This window comes from Prosthecobacter debontii, assembly GCF_900167535.1.
GTDB lineage: Bacteria > Verrucomicrobiota > Verrucomicrobiia > Verrucomicrobiales > Verrucomicrobiaceae > Prosthecobacter > Prosthecobacter debontii.
Window position 1 is genome coordinate 1 of record NZ_FUYE01000004.1, and the last position, 24,877, is coordinate 24,877.

At 56.9% G+C, this 24,877-nt stretch carries 12 protein-coding genes; 4 read left to right on the plus strand and 8 right to left on the minus strand.

The annotated features are described in order from the left end of the window. Nucleotides 1–143: 143 nt before the first annotated feature. A complete protein-coding gene (locus B5D61_RS06785) occupies nucleotides 144–1,463 on the minus strand; it encodes a DUF1552 domain-containing protein (protein ID WP_078812581.1) in 1,320 nt (439 codons plus the stop codon). Nucleotides 1,464–1,617: 154 nt separating this feature from the next. Here B5D61_RS06785 and B5D61_RS06790 point away from each other — a divergent pair, with 154 nt between their 5' ends. Beyond that, entirely contained in the window at nucleotides 1,618–3,147 is a 1,530-nt protein-coding gene (locus B5D61_RS06790) for a right-handed parallel beta-helix repeat-containing protein (RefSeq protein ID WP_078812582.1), read from the plus strand. 278 nt (nucleotides 3,148–3,425) lie between these two features. Further along, nucleotides 3,426–8,216, plus strand: a complete 4,791-nt coding sequence (locus B5D61_RS06795; protein WP_217698933.1) for a beta strand repeat-containing protein — start codon at nucleotides 3,426–3,428, stop codon at nucleotides 8,214–8,216. A 15-nt stretch (nucleotides 8,217–8,231) separates the two neighbouring features. Here the strand turns inward: B5D61_RS06795 and B5D61_RS06800 are convergent, their stop codons facing one another. The 7 genes from B5D61_RS06800 to B5D61_RS06835 form a co-directional block, all read right to left on the minus strand. Beyond that, complete coding sequence (locus tag B5D61_RS06800) at nucleotides 8,232–10,742, minus strand: right-handed parallel beta-helix repeat-containing protein (RefSeq protein ID WP_176159265.1); 2,511 nt, start codon at nucleotides 10,740–10,742, stop codon at nucleotides 8,232–8,234. Between the two features lie 727 nt (nucleotides 10,743–11,469). Beyond that, nucleotides 11,470–11,958, minus strand: a complete 489-nt coding sequence (locus B5D61_RS06810) for a hypothetical protein (protein WP_078812586.1) — start codon at nucleotides 11,956–11,958, stop codon at nucleotides 11,470–11,472. A 124-nt stretch (nucleotides 11,959–12,082) separates the two neighbouring features. After that, complete coding sequence (locus B5D61_RS06815; RefSeq protein WP_078812587.1) at nucleotides 12,083–12,628, minus strand: DMP19 family protein; 546 nt, start codon at nucleotides 12,626–12,628, stop codon at nucleotides 12,083–12,085. Between the two features lie 346 nt (nucleotides 12,629–12,974). Then, the gene (locus B5D61_RS06820) at nucleotides 12,975–15,764 is read right to left on the minus strand and encodes a DUF1592 domain-containing protein (RefSeq protein ID WP_078812588.1); all 2,790 of its coding nucleotides are present in this window, start codon (nucleotides 15,762–15,764) and stop codon (nucleotides 12,975–12,977) included. A 478-nt stretch (nucleotides 15,765–16,242) separates the two neighbouring features. Next, nucleotides 16,243–19,857 (minus strand): PVC-type heme-binding CxxCH protein, encoded by a 3,615-nt coding sequence (locus tag B5D61_RS06825; RefSeq protein ID WP_078812589.1) that lies wholly within the window; start codon nucleotides 19,855–19,857, stop codon nucleotides 16,243–16,245. A 121-nt stretch (nucleotides 19,858–19,978) separates the two neighbouring features. Continuing rightward, the gene (gene ilvA, locus B5D61_RS06830; RefSeq protein ID WP_078812937.1) at nucleotides 19,979–21,238 is read right to left on the minus strand and encodes a threonine ammonia-lyase; all 1,260 of its coding nucleotides are present in this window, start codon (nucleotides 21,236–21,238) and stop codon (nucleotides 19,979–19,981) included. Nucleotides 21,239–21,534: 296 nt separating this feature from the next. After that, complete coding sequence (locus B5D61_RS06835; protein ID WP_139373111.1) at nucleotides 21,535–23,178, minus strand: hypothetical protein; 1,644 nt, start codon at nucleotides 23,176–23,178, stop codon at nucleotides 21,535–21,537. A gap of 373 nt (nucleotides 23,179–23,551) precedes the next feature. Between B5D61_RS06835 and B5D61_RS06845 the strand changes: the two genes are divergently transcribed. Then, nucleotides 23,552–23,845: a hypothetical protein gene (locus tag B5D61_RS06845; RefSeq protein WP_078812592.1), complete on the plus strand. Its 294-nt coding sequence runs from the start codon at nucleotides 23,552–23,554 to the stop codon at nucleotides 23,843–23,845. Nucleotides 23,846–24,032: 187 nt separating this feature from the next. Beyond that, entirely contained in the window at nucleotides 24,033–24,860 is an 828-nt protein-coding gene (locus tag B5D61_RS06850; protein ID WP_078812593.1) for a hypothetical protein, read from the plus strand. The last annotated feature ends 17 nt before the right edge of the window (nucleotides 24,861–24,877 follow it).

A 24,877-nucleotide genomic window follows, 5' to 3' on the forward strand; every position in this document is an offset into this window, starting at 1 on the left:
AAGCGGCGAGCGATCTCGGGTTGAGTGCCCTCGCCTTGATCATAGGCTTTGACGATACGTTCACGTAAATCCAGAGAAAGAGTGGCCATGCTCAGACTATCTCACACTCCCTCTTGTTACGCTATAGAATTATTTAATATGCTCTAGCTCAGATTCAGCAGGCCTCCTTCGCAGAGTTCTGCTTTGCCAAAGGTCTTCAGGCCGGTGTGGCCCATGGAGTGGGCGACGGTCATCCAGAGGCGGTTGTGGGCGGCTTTGTCGAACTTCAGGTTGCGACCCATCTTGAAGCCACAACCACCGCCGACCATGACGTAAGGGATGTCGTCGAGGGTGTGGCTGTTGCCTTTGCCGAGTTCATTGGTCCAGACAAGCAGTGTGTTGTCTAACATGCTGCCTTCACCGGTGGCTTCCGGGGTTTCACTAAGGCGCTTGGCCAGGTAAGCGAATTCACCGGCGAACCAAGTGTTGATCTTCATCAGCTTGGCATAGCTGTCCTTGTTATCATCGGGATCGTGGGAGAGGGAGTGGTGGCCTTCTTCAATGCCCAGCCAGCGCATCTGGGCCATGCCGACGGATCGCATGAACTGGAGGGTGGCCACGCGGGCCATGTCATTGGCCAGCGCATTGACCAGGAGATCGATCTGAATGCGGCTGATCTCGGGTGTGTTGTCATTCACCAGCTCGATGCTGGGATCGATCTGCGGCACCGGGTGGGCCAGGGCGCCTTGTTTGTCGGCGTTTTCCAGGTCCTGCTCCAGGCTACGCACGAGGCTCATGTGCTGATCGAGCAGGGCTTTATCACGAGCACTGAGTTTGGAAGACACGCGCTTCAGGTCCTGGCGCACATCGTCCAGGATGCTGACGAGGCTCTCCTTGTCCTTCATGCGCCCATAGAGCTTGCTCAGCATCTGGTGTGGATCATCCACAGGAGCCACGGGTTGGTTGCCACCTGCGTAGCTCATGCGAGTCCAGGGATCGGCCCGATCTGGCACGGCCACACCGAATTCCAGAGAGCCAAAACGTGTACGAGTTTCGGGACGGCTCTGGAGAAAGTTTTTGATCTCCTGATCAATGGAGATGCTGCTGGCCCAGCCTGCGGGGTTGCCACCACCGCCCATGATGTTGCCTTTCAGCAGTTCATCACAGGTGAGCAGGCAGCTCATGCCGCGCATGTGGTTGTCGCCATCCCCACGCACCTTGTTGGCGATGCCGTGCAGGATCAGGGTCTTATCCTTAAAGGCTTCCAGCGGCTTCAGGATGGACTTGAGTTCAAAACCATCGCCCTCTTGATCCGGCCAAAACTCGCCAGGCACGGTGCCGTTCGGAGAGAACATGATGATGAGCCGCTGCCGCTTTTGCGGCGCCGGTGCACCGGTGATGCTCGGTAGGCCTGCCAGGAAGGGTAAGGCGGTGGCAGAGATCCCGAGGTCGCGGAGGAATTGACGGCGGTTCAGAGCTTTCATCAGGGATGATCAAATGGGGGGACAACGAGCTACGCACTGATAAAGGGTTTTCTTGCAGAGGGAAGGTGGGATGGCGGGATGTCGCTCCTAAAGATGCATTTTTATGTCGCCTGCTTGACGATTCAGTGGCCGAGCTTACTCCTCCGCCTCTCCTATGCGGCTCATCTCCCTGCCACTCCTCCTCGCCGTTTTTTCAGTCGTTACTTGGGCTTCCGCAGAGGAGATTCGAGTGAAGGCGACAGTGTCCTCTACGGTTCTCGCCGATGCAGTGGCTGTGGCTGAGGCAGGTGACACCGTGATTCTAGAGGCCGGGATTTATCGGGAGGCTGTGAAGCTCTCGAAAGCGATCATCCTGCGTGGGGAGCCAGGGGCCATATTAGAGGGAAGTGATCCTTTGAAAGCAGACTGGCAGCCTGTCGCGGGGATGAACGATGTTTTCTCGGTTGAGCTGAAAAAACAGCCGGAGGGCCTGTTGGCTGCGGGGGCGTTCATCGCCGAGATCCGCTGGGATCGGGCCCAGAAAGCAGGGGAATGGCACTGGCAAACTCTATTGGAGAAAGGAACGCCGTTGAGTGGGTTTAAGCAAGTTCAGGCGCTCTGGATGTATCACCCCCAGGAGAAGCGAGCCTATCTGCGCTGGAAGGAGGGTGCATCGCCAGCACAAGCGGAACTCGCGGTGGTGCGGTCTAACAAACCCTTGATTGAAATCGGAGCCTCAGGCGTGGTTGTGGAGGGGCTGACCTTTCAAGGTGGCAAAACCGCGATCGAATTGGGGAAAGGTGCGAAAGACTGCGTGGTCCGTAAGTGCCGAGTCGATTCGTATGAGGACACGGGCATTTTAATCACCGACGGCGCATCCCAATGCACGGTCGAGAACTGTGCTTTAACACGCGGGGCCTTGGAAGATTGGCGGGCGACGAATGAAATACGCCGTGAGAACTATGAGATCTGGCGCTTGCACAAAGACGTCGGCAAGTATGACCGAGTGGGCATTGATCTGATCGAGCCAGGCGTGGCCAATCGCATCTTGAACAACCGTTTTGATCGTGTGTTTGATGGCATCTGTTTGGGGGATTATCGCGCCGAGTCGCTGGATAAACCCTTGCCTGATGCCGAAAGCGGGCGCGGAACCGAGATCGCCTACAACGTGATCGAAAATACACGAGATTCGGGCATCGAGCTGGGCACGGGCTGCATCGAGGTGAATGTGCACCACAATACGCTGCGGCACACGCATGGTGGCTTCCGGTTCAAGGTGCCACGCATCGGTCCTGTCTTCGTGCATCACAACCATCTCATCGAAGGCACACCTTTCAATCTGTGGTTCAGCATGGATTCCTCACCTGCGGAGGGTTACATCTATCACAACACCTTCGAAGGCGGAGATGACGCGGCCATCGTTTACTCGTCCTTCAATGCCATGCGGAACTTTGCGACCCCCAAGTGGCATGTGCTGAATAACCTCGCTCTTAATGTGCGCGATGGATTCTTTGAGCAACGCAAAGGCACTCCGCCACGCGACTTCACGGAGTCCAACAATCTGATAACGAAAGATGCAAGCGCCGCTGAGGATAAAGGACTCGATCTCTCCACCTACCGGAATGGGAAGCCGCTACCTGGCTGTGAGAAGGGCTACTATCACGGGCGTGCTCCAGATGTGGGTGCTGCAGAGAAGGGGCGATGAAAGTAAACATTTTATGGGTTATGCATTTGGCGGATCCGCAGCTTATTGACCGCAATCGCAAGCGCCTTTGAACAGGTTGGTCGGGCGTTTCGGATAAGGTTTGGGAGAAGTGCCAACTTATGGGAACACTTATCCGAAGTGGCACTAGGTTGGGCTCCACAGCCTTCTCTGATGAAGAAGCTGAGCCGCCTGCTGTGGTGAAGCGTCTTGCCATACTATTGTGTGCAACTGGGGGTGGGTGAGCTGGCGCTGGCATGTCCAGTGCTGTGGCGGCGAATATGATGTTCCCCCCCCATCGTCTCCTATCAGCATTGTGTTTTCTAAGTGTTCTAATCTCAGGACTGACTGCGCAAACCGTCACTTACGATTGGGATGCGGATGCAAATGCCTCCAATGGCATCACCAATGGCACAGGTGACTGGAACACGACGGGATTAAACTGGCGTGACGAACTCAATGCTAATGGGACTTGGGCGAATACTTACACGTCGATTGCTCGATTTGGTAATGCCGCGCGCGTATCGGCTAATACCGTCACTATCTACGGCACGATGAAGCTCGGCGGGATTGATTTTGCTTCATTGATAACCACCGCCCAGTCAGTTAGCGGTCAGCAATACACGCTCAATGGAGGCACCGCAGGAGTGCTGGATTTCGGAACGAATGGCGTCATTACGATGGCCGACGGCTCTTCAGGGGGCTCCCCTTTCGTGACGATGGGATCGGCACTCTCGATTCAAGGGACCAATCTGACCGTGCGTAAATCGGGCGGCACTACCACGCAGTTCATCACTTTCTTGATGACGTCGAATCCGCAACTCACCGGAACACTCACGGTGGGGGGAGCGAACGGTGGCATCTTCCTGCGCGGCAATCCAAATACTTTCGGTGCCCTGGACAAAATCGTCGTGGAAGCCAATGGCACTTTTTCAATGACCAGTGCGGGGAACTACAACAAGCCTTTCGAAATCGCAGGCTTTGGCGGTGCCAACCAGTATGGCGCGATTCGTGTGGATGCGAGTAATACCACCCTGAGCGGATTGATCACTCTGACTGCTGATGCCGCTATCCAAACCAACACGGGAGGCATCACGGGAACCCTCATCACAGGCGGCATTACGGAGGCCTCTCCGGGGCTTGGTTTCGGCCGATACGCTCCAGGGGTGGGGACAGGAACCTTTACCTTGGCTGCCCCCAGCAACTATACCGGGGCTACCACCTTGGGTCGCAGTGGATTTGCCGGTGGTATCAACATTCTCGATTTCTCCGCTGCAGCAGCCCCCGTTAACGACTTGATTTACAACAATGTCCCGACGGCGGGTCCATTGAATCTGATCGGTGGCACCGGGTCCGTCACGGTGTTGCAGGTCAATGGCAAGGCCTCGACAGCTAACTCACAGCGCTTTGGGAATGTGACCGCTAGCGGTCTGCGCAGCACTATCAGTGCCACATCAGGAGCGGGCGGTAGTGTAAACCTGACGTTAGGGAGCCTTGCACGCACAGGTAACGGTTTGCTGACGCTCATCAAGCCGCAGTCGGGCTCGATTCAAGTCGGCAATGCTGATGGCTTTCTCGGGCCGTGGGCCACCGTGATCGATACCAACGGTGAATCTCACTGGGCAAGTGCCGTGGGTGGTGAGCTGGAGGCCTTCACGGGGGACACAGACTACACCACAGGTATGGATCTGAGCACGCTTCCTGCGGATAGTCACCTGCGGGTTACGGACGCTTCGAGCGGTGCGGTGGACTTGGCCGCAGGCACCACGGGATTGGGCACGCTGACACTGACGGATTCAGCCGCACGTGCCGTAGCTCTAGGAACGGGTAAAACGCTGCGGTTGGGGGTGGTCGGTGGCATCCAAATGGCTCCTGGGGCGGGTGACCTTACCTTTGGGGAATTAGGCGCTAGCGGCAGCCTGTCGGCGGGGGGCACAGTCGCCAATGCCACCGGTCATTTGATCCTGAGCAATCAAACGAAGAATAGTGTTTTAACCATCCACTCGCCTATCGTGAACAACGGCACAGGAAGCAATGGTGCGGTTACCCTCCAAATCAATGGCGTGCCGGGATCGCTGACAGTTCTGACAGCTGCGAGCACTTATACGGGTGGAACTTCCGTTGCGGGGGGTGCTTTGGAAATCCGGCATGCCAATGCGCTCGGAACTACAGGCACGATCACGGTCCTTGAGAATGCCTCGCTACGCCTCAATGGCGGATTGACAATGACACGCAGTTTTACGGTCGCAGGTTCGGGATTGGGTGGCGAAGGCGTCTTCCGTTCCATTGCGGGCAATAACACAATCACAGGGTCGATTACCCAAGCGTCTCCGTCGAAGCTGGTCGCGGATTCGGGTTCACTAACCATCGTAGGGGCCGCAGCCACCACGGTGGTGATTTCGGGCACCCATGCGCTGACTTTTGGCGGCGCAGGTAATATCACGGTGACTGGGCGTATTTCGACCTCGAGTGGCACGACCCTGAAAGAAGGATCCGGGGAGCTGACCCTCCAAGGAAGTAACATTTCCACGGGGGCCTTTACGTTGAATGGCGGCACCTTGAACCTGGACTTCTCACCGACCACGGCCCCGACGTCCAACATTCTTTACAACGGAGTCACCGCCGGGGCGATGACCCAGAACGCGGGCGTCCTGAAACTCACTGGTAAGAGCGGAGCTTCTGTATCCCAGGCTTTGGGGGCTTACACGGTCGGAGGACCGAATGCGATCCGTGTGGTGCAGAATGGAGCGACCCAAGTCAATCTGAGCTTCACAACCATCACCCGCAGTGCGGGAGGCACTCTCGCTCTTGAGTTGCCGACGACGGGTGCCATCACCACCACCAGTGGAACCAACAACGCTTTGCTGACAGGCACGGGCGGTGTTGCTTATGCCACAGTCGGGCTCAATGATTGGGCGGCGACGACCACTGCTGTGTCGAGCGTGCGTAATATCGTTGGTTTATCCAGCTTGAACCTCTACACAGCCAGCGCTGCGAGTTCACTAGCAGCGGCAGCCAACATTGATGCTATCGAGCCTTTGACGACTCTCAGTGCGGATACTTCGGTGGCGACACTGCGCTTCAACACGGCTCAGGCCACGACATTGACTCAGGATACAACGGGTGGGCGTTATCTCACCACTGGCGGCATTTTGGTGACACCTGCTGTCGGTGCTTTTGAGACAGTGATCTCCACGGCCTTCCTGCGTGCACCGGCCTCTGCCACGGATCTGGTGATCATTCAAAACAACACGGCAGCGCCATTGCGTATCACCTCTAAAATCACCAACAATGCTGCAGCATCACCCGGGGCTACGGGGCTGACAAAGACAGGGCCCGGCACACTGATCCTGGAGTCAACGACCACTTACACGACAGGCGGGACCTACACGGGCACCACACGCATTCGCGAAGGTATTCTGCAGCTTGTCTCGGGCACAGGCTCCGCGATTACCTACCCGCTTTATCCTTCTGCCGATTTCATTCTGGGTTCGAATGATGTCAGTGCTAAGCTGGTCATTGGCAGTGGCGCGGTAGCCATGAATCCATGGGGGGGGCTGCGTATCGAAGGCACAGGGACGGCGAATGCAGTAGTCGGAGGAGCGACGGCAATGTCCTCTTTTCACCATTATGCCGATGGTGTGCATGATTTTCGCCGTGGTTTCCTGGGCGGTAGCGGTCCCAATGAGAATAATCTCAGTCTGACTCTTTCTGCGGGCACGCTACAGCTCGGCCCAGTGAACACCTTCATCGGTAAAGTCACCCTGCTGAGAAATACCGTCGAGGTTGAGAAGTTGGCGAATATCGGTGAAGCCAGTTCGCTTGGCACAGGTAGCTACAATGCAGCGGCTGCGATCATCGACATGGGCACACAGACCACGAGTTCGGTCGGTTATACGGCCAACGCGACCATCCGTTACATTGGAAGCACGGACTCGGTGACCAACCGTCCCCTCTATCTTGCCAACAGTGATCCCGAGGGAGATGTCGCCTATGCCATTGCGACGCTTGAAAATACAGGCACAGGTACCGTCAAATTCACGGCTCCCTTCACGGTGGGCGGAAACAACAAGGCGCAACTTATCTTCCGGTTAGGTGGCACAAATACAGGCGCGAATGAGATCGTCAGCATTCCCGAATTAACCGTTGCCAACCCGAAAGCGGTTCAGCTGGAGAAGAATGGCACTGGCACCTGGATTCTCACGGGCACCAGCACCCACACGGGTGGCACGATAATCTCGAATGGCCTCCTGCAATTGGGGAACGGCGGCACAGGGGGCAGCATCAATGCAGGGCCGATTATGGTGCAATCCCCAGGCGTCCTCGGCCTGTCACGGAGTGATCGTCATGAGGTCAGCGCATTGATCAGTGGGAACGGTTCGCTGACCGTCACCAATGGTGTGAGTGGTGTCTCTGTGCTGAGCAATGATAACAATGCTCTGACTGGCGGCACGCGGGTGCTTTCAGGTAGCCTGCTGGTTAACAACCCCAACGGTGTCGGCTCCCCTGCCGGGTATGGCACCATCACCGTGGCGGCAAATGCCACTTTGGGCGGAAGTGGCCGTATCGCGCCAGCGACGGGGCAATCCATCACGCTTACTGGGGGCCGCCTCAGTGTGGGCTTGGATGGTATGGCGGCTGGCCTGCTGACACTTCAGACTTCCGGCTTGGGCAGCTTATCATTGTTGGAAGATGCGGTGTTGTCCTTGGATCTGTTTGGCGGTGTTGGTCTGGGCGATAACACCGGAGATGCTGCGGCTGCGGATCGTGTCAGCATAGGCGGTGCTGTGGTGCTGGGCACTGGAGCCACGCTTCAGGTGCTCAATCTTAGCAACGTCACCACCTTCGCGGCTGGCGATTCTTGGAAGTTATTTGATTGGTCGAATCTCTCCAGTCTCCAAGGCAGCTTTACCCAGTTCGATCTGCCAACCTTATCCTCAGAGTTGGAGTGGGATTTCAGCCAACTCTACACCCATGGCGTGTTGTCAGTCGCTATGGTGCCCGAGCCTGGACGGGCCATGCTGTTGGGCTTTGCTGTGGTTGGATTCGTGATGCGTCGCCGTCGTGCTTGAAAGATCGAGAGCTATTTATTTCCGAACACCGATCTTCTCTACGGGGATGGCTTTGAAGCCGAGCTTGAAGGCAGGGGACTCGGGCTTGAGGCGGAAGTCGTCTTGGGTCCAGTCCACGAACAAAGGATCGGCGACGAGGCTGTGCTTGTCCCAGCCTTCGGCTTGCCAGGAAGTCCATTCGTCGAGAGGTTCACATTCGGTGATGCGGACGTCGTCAATGAAGACCTGGCCTTTGGGTTCATGGACATCGATGCGTAGCCAGAAGTAGGTCATCCAAGGTTTCCAGGCTGCTTCGTTTTCGCGTGGCATGCGGCCCGTGCCTTCCACTTCCTGCCATTCAGAACTGGCTGTGACGCTGTTGCTGGTGGATTGCCAGTAGCCTTCACCATTTTTAAAAGAGGCCAGAGCTAGACTGAGCTTCGCGGTAGGTTCCGTGCTTTTGACGCGCAAACGAATGCGATAGGCGGCTCCGGGTTTGATTGGAATGTCGGGGCCGTGGAAGACGCTTTTGGGGTTCTTGGGGTCATCGCTCAAGGCACAGTCCACTCGCAGAGCGCCCTCTGCGGCGACAAGTTGAACCTGTGGGTTAGGCCGATGGTTGAAGCCCCAGCCTTTCGGCGTTTTGTCAGCGGCTGCGCTATCAAAGTCTTCGCTGTAGATTGGTGCGTCGGGTTTATCGGGACCCACCTTGTTGATGCCGGTCGTGATGGGATGGCCATTGGCCCAAGCGAGATTTTGATCGATGACATTCCACTCGGTCGAGACATTGCGCAGATCACCATACTTGATGCCGGGGGCATCACTGAACATGATGTTTCGGCGCACGACGTTTCCACTCATCATGGTGCCATCAGCGCGGATAGCGTCTTTCGGATGGAGATCCATGCCGCGCATGTCTTTCCAGGCCGACTGACCCTGCACGGATTCATAACCCTTGATCATGGTGCCGATGTGACTGCTGTAGAAGCGCTGTTGCTGAGTCCAGCCATGCAAGTCGAATTGGAACTTACCGCCGAGGGCAAAGATGTTGTTTTCCACCAGGCAATCACGCGAGTTGTGCATGTGGATCGGCGTATGTGCTACGCGGAAAACGATGTTGCCGATGATGTCCAAGCCGCCGCTGTTGTCGTCGGGATAGAGGCCGAAGGTAAACCAAGGATGCTTCAGGCCTCCGGCTTCCTGGCCGCACCCCACCACGTCATGAATGAGATTGTAGCGCCACTTGCTGCCACGGCTGCTGATCCAGTCTCGGCCCCCGGTGTAAATGGCCCCGCCATCCTGAGTCTCCAGGCAGAGGTGATGCAAATGGTTATACTCGACAATGAGATTGTTCCCACTCATCTGCACGCCCATGCGTGGGCCATCGTGAATGTGGCAATGGCGAACGGTGTTATCCACGCCGTAGAGACTCACCCCGCAGGCGTTCTTGTTAAAGACCCCCATGTGATGAATGTGGCAATCCTCGGCCACATGCCCTGGACCTGTGAGTGCCTTGCGATCTCCGCCACTCAGACTGATGCCGTTGCTGCCAGTGTAGCTGATTTCGCAGTGGCAGATGCGCACGTTTTTGCCATCGCTCACACCCACACCGCTGCCGTGAAAAGCTCCCACTTGAGTGATCACACACTTTTCCACCCGACAATCCTCGGCTCGCTCAAAGGTGATTGCGCTGCCGTAGCAGCCTGTCATCGTTAAACCTCGGATCGCGATGTTGTTGGCCCCTTTGATCTTGAAAAAAGACTCCAATACCGGCAGGCGGATGTCGCTCGTCGTTGTGGTTGGTGGCCAGAAATAAAGTAGGCCCGTGCGTTTGTCATAAAACCACTCTCCAGGCGCATCCAGCTCCTCCAGCGCATTTTGAAAGTGGTAGCGGTTATGCGGATGCAGATCATACGAGCAATCTTTCTTCAGCGTCAGTAAACGTGAGTCGGCGTCCAATGACAGGATGGGCTCCACAAAATTCCACCAGCCATATTGGGCAAAGATATCGATTTCCACCTCCTCAGGGTGCGCCCACTTCCGCACATCCTGCGGTTTGACATACAGCGTGCGTTTCCACAGATGTCCGTCCGGTGCCCCTGTGGGTCCAAATTCATCCACAAAGGCCCAGCCGCCATAGAGTGGATCTTTGGCGTCGAAGTTAGGGTAGCGAGCGAGGATTTGCCGTTCCCCTTGGAAGAGCAATTGACGTGGCAGAAAGTCCTTGGGCAGCAGCTTTGCGACATCTGCTTTTAAAATCTCTCCTGCATGCTTTTCCCAACCGGAGACCTCTGGGGCTCCCGTCAGCGTGCTATCGTTTCCTATCACGGTGAGATTCGAATCTCCGGCCTCTAGCAACAAGGGCTGCGTCAGCACGGTCCATCCCGTGGGGAAAACAATCGTCGCCGGGGAAGCATCTCCCGCTTTCCGTGCCTCACGCACCTGGTGTAGCGCCTGAGCAGGTGTCAAAGTTTCTGAAACACGGACTTCCAGAGCCCAGGACAACGAAGAGCCGAGGAACAGCAGCGGAAACAAAAGGCGGAGCATAGTCCCCCCAGACATACGCGGCGAAACCAGACGAGCAAATGATGACTCAGCCCAGCCGTCATCCTATGCAATGGCCCGATAGGACAGAGAAGGTAAGCCGGACAAACTTCGGAAAAAACTAGCCTGGATTTCAGACATCTCGCCCCTCTTGAAAAAACGAGACCCACGTTCGAAACAGCGTCGGCGAGGGAGCATTTCCCCTCGTGGACTTCGCTCAAGTTTCTAGGGTAGGTTCATCTTTCTGGCGGACCGGCAGAGGCCAGTCACGACGACGGATGATGGTGTTGGCTCTAGCGCCCTGTTGGGCTTTTCCATCATTCGATTACGGAAGTTGGCTTCACCGCGGACAGGTGACTGCCGACGATCGAAAGACGAGCCGTCATTCCGGCCGACAGCTCGTCGAGTGTATCCTGATAGGCTTCGATTCGCTGAACGACTAACGCACAGGGGACGCCATTCTCTCTTTTTTGCCATGCATCCACACTGGAGAAAGAACGGTTAAAGAGATGGCCGACTTTTAGGGGACCCTCGCAAAGCCGTCCGTCGACCAGCGCGACGCTATTGTTCGTTTTTACCGCGTGAACTATGAAGTAGGGACAGCTCATTTTGCCTAGCATCGAATTCCTTTCACACCTGCCCGAGAGCGAGGTTTCGACTGTGGGTTGACGGTGGAATGGTCATGGCGGATTGAACTCGAAGCGGGGCAGGTGTTGAGAACGACGACTTGTTATCTCTTGGTTTTCTGTTGGTAGTGGTCTTCCCAGTCCGTCATCGAAATAAATTTTGGCGAATCCTCGGAATCAGGCCAATGGAACCAGCCTTCAGCCCAAGAAGCAATCCATCCAATGTCACCCAGCGACGCCCGATCAACAGCCAAATATCGGTCATAATCCCGCTTGTATTCTGGGTCTTCGATCACCAATGCCCAAAGGTCGAACTCAATGTTCTGATTCCATTCCGAGCAGAGAGTCGATTGCGAGAAATCTCGGATCAGATCCTCAAGCAATTCAGTCGGCGAAGTCGGAATCTCGTCAATACACTGCGGTGTACTCCGGAGAATGGCGGCGGTCGCCGGAAAGTTCCCAGATGCGTAGGCTACCTGAGCAGGTGTCCGCCCACTCTCCGACTTCGTCCAAGCCGCCTTCGCGTCACTAGCCATCAACCTCCGCACCTCGGGAAGGTTCGAGTCAAGAATTGCGCGGATGATCGGCTCCATTTTTTGGATAACGTCGAAGTCCTCTCACACTTGCCCGAGAGCGAGGCTTCGACGGTGGGTTGCGGTTTGAATGGTCATGACAAGTTGAACTCGAAGCGGGGCAGGTGTTGAGAGCGACGCCTTGTTAGCCGTTGTCTTTTATGTGGGTGAACTCATTCCTGTTGGCATTCATCCAAGTGACAAGTGCGATGACGATACCCTTCTGAATCGCATCCAGTTGTCGAGTCTCCTGATCCAAGCTCGCCTTACCCTCAAGGATCGCAAGGCGCTCCCGATCATCGTCGTCATTGAATGGGTGCGTCCCGTAATATGCCTCGATTGCTGCTCTACGCGGTATGGTCTCCCGAGGTGGTTCCGAATCACCAAAAAGCTTTCGTGATGCGTTCACGAGGATCTCTGCTGCTGGGTCCTGTCCGATCTGCCTCAAATCCTCGATCGTGTCGGAGGCGAAATCCCCACTGCTGTTCCAAAAATACTGATCCAAGCCACCGTTGTTGAGTTCGGCCGTCAACCACCAGAAGCGGACTGCCATCTGCCGCCCCATGTTCAGTTGATAATATCCCTTCTTCCACTCCTTCTCCACGTCCTTGTCGAAGATGTAATGGAACTGCCCGAAGCCCTCCTTCTGGGATGCGACTTTCGCCCAAGTTGGTGTGAATGGGAGATTCATTTCTTGGGCTAACAGTATAAGTAGTGTGCTGCAATATCGATATCCGAGCGATAGGCAGCGGTTATTTCCGGCCAAGAATCCGTTAGAAGGTCCGTCAAACAAAGGGGTGGGGAAGGGGCGGGTGCTTGAGTCATGGCTTTAAACTTCCTGATCATTCAGCAATGGAATCAACCGATATGGCGTGAAAATATCCAATCGATTCGGATCATTCAAAGGGTTACTGAAGATGAATAGGGACAAGATTTAAATGCGAGTGGCGCTATCGATGAAGGGGCTCAGCGTTAAGTGCCTTGTTCTTCAGCATGTGCTCACGGGCGCGTCTTTCCCCGAGAAAGAAAGCGGCGACTTATTTTACAAGGTCGTTGGCGGGAGTCGCTGCAGAGGCCGGGGCTGCGGTGAGCTTGGGCTGAGGTGCTGCCGATGCGGGTGGTAATGCCTTGGGCGGTGCCGGTGGAGCTGGGAGGTCGGGCTTGGCTGCTGTGGGGGCTGCTGGCGCAGGTTTGGGTGATGAAGTCGCCGAAGGGGGATTGTCGGCTGGTGCAGGAGTGGGTTTAACTACGGACTGCGTGGGGGCTGGAAGAGAGGTGGGTTTCGCTGCGGGAGTTGGGGCGGGTTTCGCCGCTGTCGTTGCAGGTTTCGCCTGAGTTGGTGAAGGTTTCGGTTTGGAGGCGGGTGGCGATTCTGCAGGAACTCCATCCAGGGTGGCGGTGAGGACGATGTCCACCAGGAGCTGCTTGATGTTGCAGCCGGAGTTGGCAAAGCCACGCTGGAGTTCTTCCATAGCATGGAGGCCGTAGGCTGGGATCTGCTGCTTGACGGTGTGATGGAAGAGATTGCGGATGAAGGCGCGATGACCGGCGGGATTGTCAGCGACATAATTGACGATGTCGCGTGGGCCGGTGAGGCGAATGGTCTTGCCTTCTTCGGTGGCGAAGTCGGTGGTGGAGTTGACGGGCTTGTTGTTATCCTGGGTGCGCCAGCGGCCGATGGCATCGAAGTTCTCCAGGCTGAACCCCAGGGGATTGATGCTGGCATGGCAGGACATGCAGGTGTTGTTCTTCGTCAGTTCCGTGATCTTCTCCCGCATGGTCAGCGTGGGGTCGAAGTGGCTTTCATCGAAGGCCACCGCCATGGGGGGCGACTTCAAGGACATGCCGACGATGTTGCGAGTGAGGAAGACGCCACGGTGAATCGGAGAGGTCTGCTTGCTGTAGGCCATGGAGGCGAGCAGGTAAGGATGGGTGACGATGCCGGCGCGTTGTTTCGGATCGAAGCCGACCTTTTGAAATTCCTCGCCTTGCACATTCTGGCCATAGACTTTGGCGAGGCGTCCATTGAGCAGGATGTAATCGGCTCGCAGGAGCTCACGATAGTCGGATTTGTCACTCCAGACGACCTGATCGATGAATTGAAGGAGAGATTGGCGGAGGTCGGCGAGCACATCCTGAGTGAAGGCAGGGAAGGCCTTGGGATCTTTGGCTGTGTTTTCCGCGTGCTCCAGGTCTAACCAATGATGGAAGAAGCCATGCAGCTTGGCTTTGGTTCGGGGATCACTGACCATGCGCCATGCCTGAGTTTTGACTTGATCGCGAGTGTGCAGCTTCTTCTCGGCGGCTGCTTGAGTGAGCTTTTTGTCGGGGAGAGAATCCCAAAGCATGAGGGCCAGACGATTGGCCACGTCATAGTCATCGGGTTGATCGTTTTCACGCAGATCAGGATAAAGGAAGCGGGGGGACTTGAGCGCGAGAAGGACGATCCGCTTCACGGCAAGGTCAGGACTCTTGGCAAGTTCGAAATGGCTGTCCACGAAGAGCTTCTTTTGCTCTTCGGTGAGGGGGCGACGGAACGCGGTCTCGACGAAGGTCAGGGCGAATTTCTTGAGCTTGTCGTTTCGATCTTGAGCGTCGGGTTTGGTGCCTGCCAGGCGGTCCAGGTTTTCGGAAACATGCTCCGCAGTGGTGATGGCTGCTTCGGTGGTCGCACGATCCCAATCCTTGCTGATGCTGGAGCCGCGTTCATAGCCCACGCTGCGGTCATCGGCAGGGAAGTTGGTGCTGATGATCATCAGTGGCTGAGGGCGATCCGTGCGCAGCGCGTGCTGGGGAATGATCTCCGGGATACCGAAGGGCGGCTTCCACCAGAGTTCCACGGAGGCGGAGGCTTCTTTGAATTTGAAGTGCTCCAGGATGAGGCGGTAGGCGCGGCCCCCGATGAGGTAGATGCTCTTCTTTTCTTCCCGCACTTGAGGGCCGGCACTGACCCAGGCATCGATGAGAGCTTTCTTGTCGTCGTTCACCCAGAGACGGACACCGTTTTCGCTTTTGACGATGAATTCATAAACACCGGTTTCCTCGGCCACGACGCTGCCGTCCCAGCGGTTGTTAAACTGATCGGCCACCATCTTGCTCTTATCCGGGCTATCGGCGCCGAAGTGGAAGGCGATGTGACCATCCGTGCGTTCAAAGCGGAAGGTCTTGCGCTCTTTCAGCTTTTTCTCTTCGAGTTCGCGCTGCTCGCGGAGGCGTTTTTCCTCGGCTTTGCGTAAGGCATCACGGGCTTTGGCGATGAGCTTTTCCTCGGCTTTGGCGGCCTTGAGTTCTTCCAGCTTGGTCAGCTCGGGGAGTTTCGGCTCGGGCTTCTTTTCTTCGGGAGCTGGGATTTCAAATCCGCGATAAATAGCCTTGATGCCCGTCTCTGCGTTGATGGGGCGATCAAATCCAGGCCCCTGGCGAAAGCGCCCGATGAGGTCCATGACGCTGGTGCGATACTGGGAAATGGTCAGGCGGGTGAGATCCTTCTCGGGCGGGCGATTGCGGGCCTGGGCTGCGGGCGAGTAAAAGGCCTCATACATGTAGGTGGCGACCTGCTGAGCGTCAGCCCCGACACAGGCGTCTTCGTTGTCCTCGGGCATGGTGCGCTCGATTTTGCGCGCCAAAGCTTCCAGGCTGCGATCACCGATGAGCGGTTCATCATACTTACCGACGACCCCTTCTCCCTGATCGCCATGACACTCCAGGCAAAGCTTCTCATAGATCACACGTCCAGGGTGGGGTGCAGTCGCGGCCTCGGAGGCTGGGCTGAAAACCAGGCTCAGGGTGCTGATGAAAGAGAGGAGAAGGAGGGGGCGGGGGGGCATGAACGGAGAACGGCAGCGTCCTCGGGGGATCAAGCCGAAGGTGTGCCATGCCTAGAAATACCCGCGAGCCCGAGGGCTTCTTTCAGCCGTGAAACCCTGATCGGAAGCCTCGATAGCGCCGAACAAGCCCGTTTGTCCTCCGGAATTGCCCGCGATTCTGTCAGTACTGCCCACGATTCGGCGCCGTGGGGCTTGGGAAACGTGCGCAAAGTTCGTCGGGGCGAATGCCGCTAAAGCACTCCACGAGGGACAAACGGCTTCGCAAAGTTCAGCCAGCCGTCGGGAGAGGAGCGTGGAGACTCTTCTCCGCAAACCCAAACAAGATGCGGCGTAGCCGCCACTCCTCTCCATGAGGGCGGATTGGTCGCAGCGCTGTGACTGACCCACAGGCTTGATCCGTTAGGCGACTGCGTCGCATGGTTTAGACGGCGGAGAAGGGTCTCCGCGCTCCTATCGGCCTGTTCACCACCTGGCTGAATCACTTCAATTCCGCCTCGGTCCAGAAGGCAGTACGCTCGCTGGTGGCTGCGCGCACGGCTTTGACTTGATCGGCGGTAACGGCGGCCGCTTCGTTGCCGAAATTGGCTCGGATGTAGGTCAGGACATCGGCGGTTTGTTGATCATCCAGCCCCATGGGCGGCATGGGCAGGGGCGCGAGTTGTTTAAACTCCTGGCCATTCACCTGGATAGCACCATTCAGACCATGCAGCACGATCTTGATGATGCGGGCTGGATCGCCCTGAACCCAATCGCAGCCGACGAGGCTCGGATAGACTCCAGGGAGGCCTTTGCCTTCGGGCTGATGGCAGTTCAGGCACAAGGCGTCATAAATGGCCTTGCCTGGGTGAACGACGACCGGGGCGGCGTTGGCGATCTTTTTGACGAATTCAGCATGGGTGGCTTGGCCGCCGAAGCTGAGCTTGGCCAAGACGGGGTGCCACTGCGGCTGGAGCGCTTTGACGGCTTGTTTAAGGGCGTAATCGATAAACTTATCCATGGGATGATCGAGCACTTGCGTGGCGATTTCCACCGCTTCGGCTTTGGGCACGCGGGCACTCGCCACCACGGCCTCCAGGCGAACACGCGGATGCTCATCATTGGCGCTCTTCGCCAGTAGGACCAGTGCATCTGGCAGACGATCTGCCCAGGCGCCGATGACACGGGTGCCATAGGCACGCACGCGGAAGTCTTTGGCCTGAAGCAGGCGATTCAGCAGGGCGGCGTTGGCGGTTTCGTGGGCTTCATAGATGCCGCAAACGTCCATGAGCTGATGCTCGTCGGTGGTCTTGGCGATGAAGGCATCAGCAGCGGCGAGCACGTCCTGAGTCGGTCCATCAAAGAGCAGGCGCTTGGCTTGATAACGCGTCCAGCGCTCGGGGGAGGCGAGTTGTTCTAGAAGCTGCGCAGGTCTCATCTCCGCCAAAGCGGGTTGTTTCACGGCGGCGTGGCCTTTGGCCGTGATGCGCCAGATGCGGCCATGATGGCGGTCACGACGAGGATCGGCATAGCTGGCCTGATAGTGGCCGATGACGGGGTTGAACCAATCGCACAGATAGAGAGCGCCATCGGGACCCACGCTGACATCCACGGGACGGAAGGAGGTGTCGGAGCTTTTGAGCAGTTTGGGCAACTGCGTGGTTTTGAAACCGGAACCTGCATCTTCAAAGCGATGCAACTCGACCACATTGCCGAAGTAACCGCCGATGAGAGCCGTGCCTTGGATTTCTTTCGGCATGGCTTGAGTGCCGATGATGTCAATGGAGTTGGTCTTCGGGCTGGTATCGAAGAGCATTCCGGTGGGGTGATATTCATCGGGATCTCGGATGGCGATCAAACCGGGGGTGCTGAAGTAACCGGCAGGGCGATCTCCGCTTTTGTGGAAGACCTGATTGTAATCGTCAAAGGCCACGCCCCAGCAGTTATGCCCCGCTTTGCCGCCATTGAAGTAGGCGCTCATCTTTTGCGTGCGTTTGTTATACTGCCAGACCCCGGCTTTCTCCAAGACCGCGAGCCCATTGGGGGTCTCGACGCGGGAGTAAGCATGCAGGCCCTGGGTGAACCACAGGCTGCCATCGGGGCCGTGGCAGATGGAGTTGACGAGCTGGTGGGTGTCTCCGATGCCGAAGCCCGAGTAGAGCACGGTTTTCACATCGGCCTTGCCATCCCCATCGGTGTCTTTGAGGTGCAGGATTTGATCGAAGTCACAGACATACACACCGCCATCTCCAGGCTCGACGCCCTGGACCATGGTGAGGCCTTCGGCAAAGCGGGTGGACTTGTCTGCCTTACCATCGTGGTCCGTATCTTCCAGGATGAGGATATAGTCGGAAGGTTTGATCCCCGGCAGTGTCTGCGGATAGGTGGGGGAGCAGGCGACGTAAAGCCGACCCCGCTCATCCCATGAGAACTGAGTGGGCTTGGCCACATCCTCCGCTTCCGAAGCGAAGAGATTGATTTCATAACCTTCGGCCAAGGTAAAGCTGGCGAGCTGCTGCTCGGCCGTCAGCACCGACTCCATCGGCGGCAGGGGCGGGGGAGTCGGGACAGAAGGTGGTGTTTCACCGCGTGCAATGGCGTGAATGCGGGCATCCAGGTTGGCGACCAGAGGCTTGTGGCTTTCAAAGCTCTCGCGCAGTGACGGTGCATTTGCGGAGGGTTTGCCAAACATCTGCGTCACGCGGTCGCCATAAACGAAGGACCAGTTAGCTGGGCGCCAGCAGTCAAACCAGAGGCGATTTTTCTCGACGATGGCTTCCTTCAGAGCGGTGAGATCATCGGCATCGCTGCTGGAGACACCGAGCTGTGAGGCGATCAAACGTGCCACCACTTTGAGCCCCTCAGCATTCAGATGGAGGCCGTTGTCGGTGAGGCGCGGAGCGCTGCTGTTACGCTCGGACAACGGCGTGAACAGGTCCACGTAGATGGCACCTCGCTGACGGGCGATGTCGCGGACGGCATTGGCATACAGGGCCACATCGTCATTGCGCAGTGTCAGATCAGGAGCGTGCTGAGCGGTGGGTTTTTCAAAAGGCATGGGGCCGACCAGCACCAGACGTGGCGTAACGCTGCTGAATTGGTCTAACAAGCGATGATAAGCCGAAGTGAACTCCGCCAACTTGGCTTTGCCGTCGAAGGCTTCGACTTGACCAAACTGAGCGATGACGATGCCTGCATCGGTCGCTTGCAGTTGAGCTTTCCAATCTCCGAAGTTCAGATCGCGCCACTGCTCATAAACGGTATCGCCTTCCCAGGCCATGCTGCGGAAGCGCGGCTCCTTGGCCGAGAGAGATTGAGTGAGCACGCTTTCCAGGTCGCCGGACTTCTGTTCACGGACGAAGTTGGTCTGGCCTGTCATCACGATGACTTCGCTTTTTTCAGGAACGAACTGTCCGTCTTTAAAAGGCTGGTGGGCCGTCGTGCCTGCTTCGGGATTGCCAAAGCGATTCATGATTTCTTTCTCCCCCGGGACGAGGGCATCCGGCAGCTCTTCAATCGTGATGTTACGATAGGCGATTTCCGCTTTGCATTTGCCATGAATCTGGAGAGCGATGGAGCCCTTGGGGGCAATGTCGGGTGCACGCTCGGTGTAATCCACCGTCCTCACGCCATTGACGACGAGGCGAATGCGTTCGGCCTCAGCAATGATTTCATAGGTGTTCCACTCGCCGGGCTTCTCCGCGCGTTCGATGACTTCCTTCACGGCGGTGGCCAGCATCTTTTTGCGGCGGGATTCGTCATACAGACAACCGCTGTAACCGGCGCCGATGTCCGCTTGATAACCGATCATTTCGTTCGGTGGGTTCTCGATGCGTGTGCTACGGAACTGCACGCCGCCATTCACAAAGCCTTCTGTGCCGACCAGCTTGTATTCTAGTTTGAGATGGAAGTTGCGGTATTGCTTCCGAGTGGCGAGGAACTCGTTCTGTGGATTTCCTTCCAAAGAACCACCGACGATGGTGCCATCCACAATGCGCCAGACTTTGGAGGTCTCGCCTTCCCAACCTTTGAAGGTTTTGCCATCAAACAGGGAGACAGGCTCTGCCAAAGCGCAGGTGGCGAGCAGAGTGGTGGTGAGCAACAAACGGAACAGCATAAAAGGATGGAAACAACGCACGATTCCCACCCATGCTTGCGCCGATGTCTGGATGCAAAAGCGATTTCTGAAAAGGAGGTCATCAGAAATCGCTCTCGGCTCAAATTACTTTGAAACCGTCTTAAGCAGGGAGCATGGATTTGCTCGGCGAAGCGATTTCAACACCGTTCTCGCTGAGCAGGCGCTGCACCTCGGCAATGTGCTCACGATCTCTCGTTTCCACCGTGCAGAGTACATGGACGCGTGATAAATCAGGTCCTGAGAAAGTGCGGTTGTGGACGATCTCCGTCACATTGGCCCCGGCTGTTGCAAGCACCGAGGAAAGGTGCGCCAAGCCCCCAGGGCGGTCACTGATGAGCACATCAAAACGGTAGATGCGGCCATCGGCGGCAAGCCCACGCTCGATGACTCGGCTGTGGGCGAGGGGATCGATGTTGCCACCTGAGAGCAGCAAGACGACGCGTCTGCCTTTCAAGTCGGGCAAATGGTTGCCGAGCAATGCGGCGAGACCTGCGGCTCCGGCACCTTCGATGACGCATTTATCGAGCTCCGCCAACCGCAGCATGGCGAGCGCCAGTTCTTCTTCACCCACCAAGACCATGCGATCCACGAGAGGTGCGGCGATCTCCAAAGTGTGTTTTCCCACTTCCGCAACGGCAAGACCATCCGCCAACGTGTAACGTGTGGTGATGCGAGTGGGTTTGCCCTCCGCCTTACCTGCCGCGAAGCAGGCCGCATGGGCAGGCTCGACACCGATGATTTGCAGATCCGGTTTAAGCGCCTTGAGCACCGTCGCAACACCCGCCAGCAGGCCGCCCCCACCCACAGGCACAAGGATGGCTTCGGCATCGGGCACTTGCTCCAGGATTTCAAAAGCCATGGTGCCTTGACCTGCGATGACCTGCGGATTGTCAAAAGGATGAATGTAGGTCAGTTGATCCGCCTCCGCCAAGCGATTGGCCTCCGCACGTGCCTCGTCAAAGGTATCGCCATGCAGGATCACCTGGGCGCCGAATTGACGGCAGCGCGACACTTTGACCAAAGGGGCAAAGCGTGGCATCACGACGGTGACGGGGACTTTGAGGGATTGTCCATGCCAGGAGAGGCCAAGAGCGTGGTTTCCTGCGGAGGCGGCGATGACACCGCGTTTGGCTTGTTCATGCGTCAGTTGAGCCAGGGCATTGCGAGCCCCGCGTTCTTTAAAACTGCCTGTGCGTTGCAGATGCTCCTGTTTGCAGAAGATGCGCATGCCGGTCAGATCGCTGAGTGCAGAGGACTCGACACAGGGCGTCCGAATGATGGCTCCATTCAGACGCAGACGTGCGGTCATGATCTCGGAGAGCGAGACGGAGGATGGAGCGGCATGGGGATCTGGATTCATGGCATGTGGGGGGATAAACAAAAAAGCCCCGAGTCGGTGAAACTCAGGGCGGCGGATTGAAACGGCGTTTGGAGATCAATGATGCACGTTTAGGCCTGCCCTGATGAGGGCCCAATAATGATCGGAAGGATCGACATGGAGATGGCAGAAACGAAATTCATCGAACGCGGGGAATGTCTGCGATAAAAAAAGCCTGTCAAGGAGGCTGACAGGCTTTCATTGTTTTTGGTTATGCTGACCATGCTTCTGTTAAAGGTGGCCTTCATGGGCACGAAACAGAGGCCAATCCCGATGAGTCAACGCCCTACTGGAACGGCCCGTTGAACTTCGTTGGGCAATTCGGAGGTCTTTCCTGATTTAGGTTTTTTCTCGCTTGGGACGGAATACCAATTGAGCTGAGGCACGCTGGCCAGTTGGACCCACTGCTGAGTACCTAGTTTTACCCATTCCAGATCCACAATGGCCCAGACTTGCGCTCCCCAAGGGATACGATCCCGGAGATCGCGACCGAGTTGGGAGTCTTTTTCAACGAAGATGGTCGTGAGATAAGGGTTTGGTGGGGCAGGCCCGATGCGGAAAGCATCTTTATTATCCGTATTGGGCACCTTGTCCTCAAAGTAGTGGGTCCGTGTGATGCCCACATGGAATCGAGCCGTGCCTTCTTGATACCCTTCAAAGAACTTTTCCAATAGACGGTCTTTGAACTCCACGAAGGACAGCCAATCCACTTGGAAGCCTTTGCTAGTTTCTTCTAGCATGACTGGAACGGGGTATTCCCAACCACGACTCTCCACCCCGAAGACGGCATGGGCTCCCCCGCCGATCTGGGGTTTGGGATCAAAGCGAACGAGGCCGACGGCATCCACCCGCACGGGGCCGGAGGGCTGGGCCTGATAATAGCGCTCCATGAGGGGTTTCATCATGTCGGCGGCGAGGGTGTATTTCAGGCGCTCTTGCAGATCCTTCGCGGTGAGGAAGCGCATGAGGGCATCAGCTGCCGGTTTAGCTTCATCAGTGACTTCAATCTTTAACTCCCGAGTCGCGGATGAAGGTGGCGTCACGTTGGCTGTGGTTTCCGAGTCGTTTGCATTGTTTTGTAATGCTGATGACATGGCCTTGGGCGGAGTGCCTGCGAGCGGGCCGGAGGGTGTTGCGGGCTTCGGTAAAGTAGCGTTGGGGGGCTGCGTGGCGGCGGAGTTCCCTTGAAGAGCGGCGATCTCTTCAGGAGAGGCTGGTTCTGCACGAGGTGGCTTCGGCTGAGTGGGATCAAACGAAGACCTGGGAGCTGGGGCCGTATCGGCCGTTTTGGGATCTGAAACTGACGGGGACGGAGTGTCTGGGGAGGATGCGGTAACCGATTTAGGGGCGGGTTCTGCGGAACTGGCCGTCATAGGGCTCGGGTCCGGCGTTGGGAGCTTGATCTCCAGGGGCTTGTTCTTAGCCGGCATGTAGCGATTCACCACTTGCATGATCGGCTCCCGGAACATCCACCCTGCGGCGGCCACGAATCCTCCAAGAAAAAGAACAGCGAGAGCGAACATGAAGATGTTCGAACCGCGTTTAGGCCGCTTGATGGCTCGTGGCGTGAAAGAGGGCTGGCCTGAGGAGGATTCCGAGGGTGTCTCTGGCAGCTTGAGAGCTCCGGGGGCTGCGCTGGAAGATGGGGCCGCCGCAGGCACGTCGCGGGCCAAGAGGGAATTTTGCGGTGGATTTGCACCGCCATGCGCTCCGAGCGTAGGCAGGGTGGGGGAACCCGGAATCAGAGAACTGTGGGAAGGGGCACCACCTGTGCGCGAGGGGAAGAGTGGCGAGCCCTGTCCGCCTGGGCTGAGGCCAGCAAAGTCACCCCCTGGCGGCATGACGGAAGCGCCTCCAGGGGAGGATGGGAAGAGGGGGGACCCTACAGCAGGTGGCTGAGCGCCGAAGCCGGAGGGCGGCATGCCTGCGGGTGGGGTAACTGATGCTCCGCCGCCCCATGGCGTTGCGGACGGCTGTGAATTCCCGGTTTGAGGAGGCACTCCCTCAGCACGTCGCGGTGGTAAGAGGCCTGTGTTCCCTGAAGCTGTGGGTGCCGTCGAGAGACCATGCGTGGGAGGCATGGAGGGCAAGCCTCCAAGCAACGTCTGCCCGAGCCCTGGCTGTTGAGCGGGCGGTAAGGGAGGCTCCGGCGCCGTTGGTGCCGATCCGCCAAAAAAGCCACCCCCACTTATGGCGGGGGCAGGATTCTGACTTGGCGGCATACTCGCCGGCGGTGATGAGGGTGGTGTCATCCCTATGGGACTCAGATGCTGCGCAATCGAATGCGGCATCGGCATGACCGGATTCAAGCTGGCGAGAGACGGAGGCGTAGTGGCGGGGGATGACGAGCCGAGTGGAGAAGCCGGGGGCGGACTCTGGCGCGGGGTCGGGCTACTAAAGAGGGATGCAGGAACTGCCGTCGCGGATGGTGGCGCGCTGGGAGACGTGATGGTCTGTCCGCAGACGGGGCAGGGGCCCGTGACTCCTGCCATTTGGGCTGGCACGGTGAGCACGGTTTTGCACGCACTGCACTGGAACTGGAGCACATCCGGGGTCATGAAAGAATCAGAGGGAATTTCTCAGGAATAAGAAAAGTATCGCCGACCACGAGCCTCTCGACAAGTGAGGTTTAGTGATTGTTTAAAAAAACTAGAATTTCATGAACTGATGAGATGTCAGGCGGTACGACAATAAAAGTTATACCCCATAGTTCTACACATATAAACATCTTTGATTGTTAAAATGTTAACATTTGCTAAATAAATGCAAATTCTCCATGTCACAGAACACCTTCCGTGCCAGCACTAAAGAACGAGTGCAACGTCGGGCAGATCGCTCGGCGTTGACCACTTTGAAGAGGCACCCGAAAATCCAGAAGCATGAGAAAATCAAAAAACTGAAGCGATTGATCGCGGTGCTGTTGTTATTTCCCCTGGGACTGGTGACAGCGCTGACGCTGGTAGAAATGCTATCGCGTGCCGTGTTCCGACTGGAGTTCTGGCGTTCCGAGGAGGTGATATTTTTCATGATCGGAGCCGTGGCTTGGACGGTGGGGTATGTCACAGGTTGGCGTCCTGTTCGGAGTTATGTGTTCGGCCATGAAGTGAGTCATCTCTTGGTGGCACGCGCTTTCGGTGGAAAGATTTTGGATTGGGACTTCTCCGCGACCGGAGGCTATGTGGAGACGAATAAGTCGAACACCTGGATCACCCTGGCTCCTTACCTCTTGCCCTTTTATTCATTGGTCGTGCTCATCCTTTTTGGAGTCGCTGGGATGGTATGGAATCTCCACGGCATGCATCACCTCTCTCTGGGAGAAACGGCGCTGCGTTTTAAACCCGTCTGGTTTTTCTACATCTTACTCGGCCTGACGTGGTGCTTTCATGCCACCTTCACCTGGAAGACGGTGGTGATCGAGCAGAGTGACCTGCAGCGGAATGGCGAGTTCTTTTCTATGCTGCTCATCTTTCTCGTGAATGTGATGTTGATCATTGGGTTGTTCATTGCCGCCTCGCCGACGCCAGGATTGGGATTGATCGAAGTGGGGCGCTGCTGGCTCGGCACTGCAGGTGCGGTGTGGAGCTTTTTTATGGGGCGGTTTTAATCCAGCTATTTTCTTGC

What these genes read in the sequence shown, in the direction of transcription:
- B5D61_RS06790 (WP_078812582.1), top strand. Translation starts at nt 1,618, where the DNA reads ATGCGGCTCATCTCCCTGCCACTCCTCCTCGCCGTTTTTTCAGTCGTT.
- B5D61_RS06795 (WP_217698933.1), top strand. Translation starts at nt 3,426, where the DNA reads ATGATGTTCCCCCCCCATCGTCTCCTATCAGCATTGTGTTTTCTAAGT.
- ilvA (WP_078812937.1), bottom strand. Translation starts at nt 21,238, where the DNA reads ATGAATCCAGATCCCCATGCCGCTCCATCCTCCGTCTCGCTCTCCGAG.
- B5D61_RS06835 (WP_139373111.1), bottom strand. Translation starts at nt 23,178, where the DNA reads ATGCCGCCCTCCGGCTTCGGCGCTCAGCCACCTGCTGTAGGGTCCCCC.
- B5D61_RS06845 (WP_078812592.1), top strand. Translation starts at nt 23,552, where the DNA reads ATGACCGGATTCAAGCTGGCGAGAGACGGAGGCGTAGTGGCGGGGGAT.
- B5D61_RS06785 (WP_078812581.1), bottom strand. Translation starts at nt 1,463, where the DNA reads ATGAAAGCTCTGAACCGCCGTCAATTCCTCCGCGACCTCGGGATCTCT.
- B5D61_RS06810 (WP_078812586.1), bottom strand. Translation starts at nt 11,958, where the DNA reads ATGGAGCCGATCATCCGCGCAATTCTTGACTCGAACCTTCCCGAGGTG.
- B5D61_RS06850 (WP_078812593.1), top strand. Translation starts at nt 24,033, where the DNA reads ATGTCACAGAACACCTTCCGTGCCAGCACTAAAGAACGAGTGCAACGT.
- B5D61_RS06825 (WP_078812589.1), bottom strand. Translation starts at nt 19,857, where the DNA reads ATGCTGTTCCGTTTGTTGCTCACCACCACTCTGCTCGCCACCTGCGCT.
- B5D61_RS06820 (WP_078812588.1), bottom strand. Translation starts at nt 15,764, where the DNA reads ATGCCCCCCCGCCCCCTCCTTCTCCTCTCTTTCATCAGCACCCTGAGC.
- B5D61_RS06815 (WP_078812587.1), bottom strand. Translation starts at nt 12,628, where the DNA reads ATGAATCTCCCATTCACACCAACTTGGGCGAAAGTCGCATCCCAGAAG.
- B5D61_RS06800 (WP_176159265.1), bottom strand. Translation starts at nt 10,742, where the DNA reads ATGCTCCGCCTTTTGTTTCCGCTGCTGTTCCTCGGCTCTTCGTTGTCC.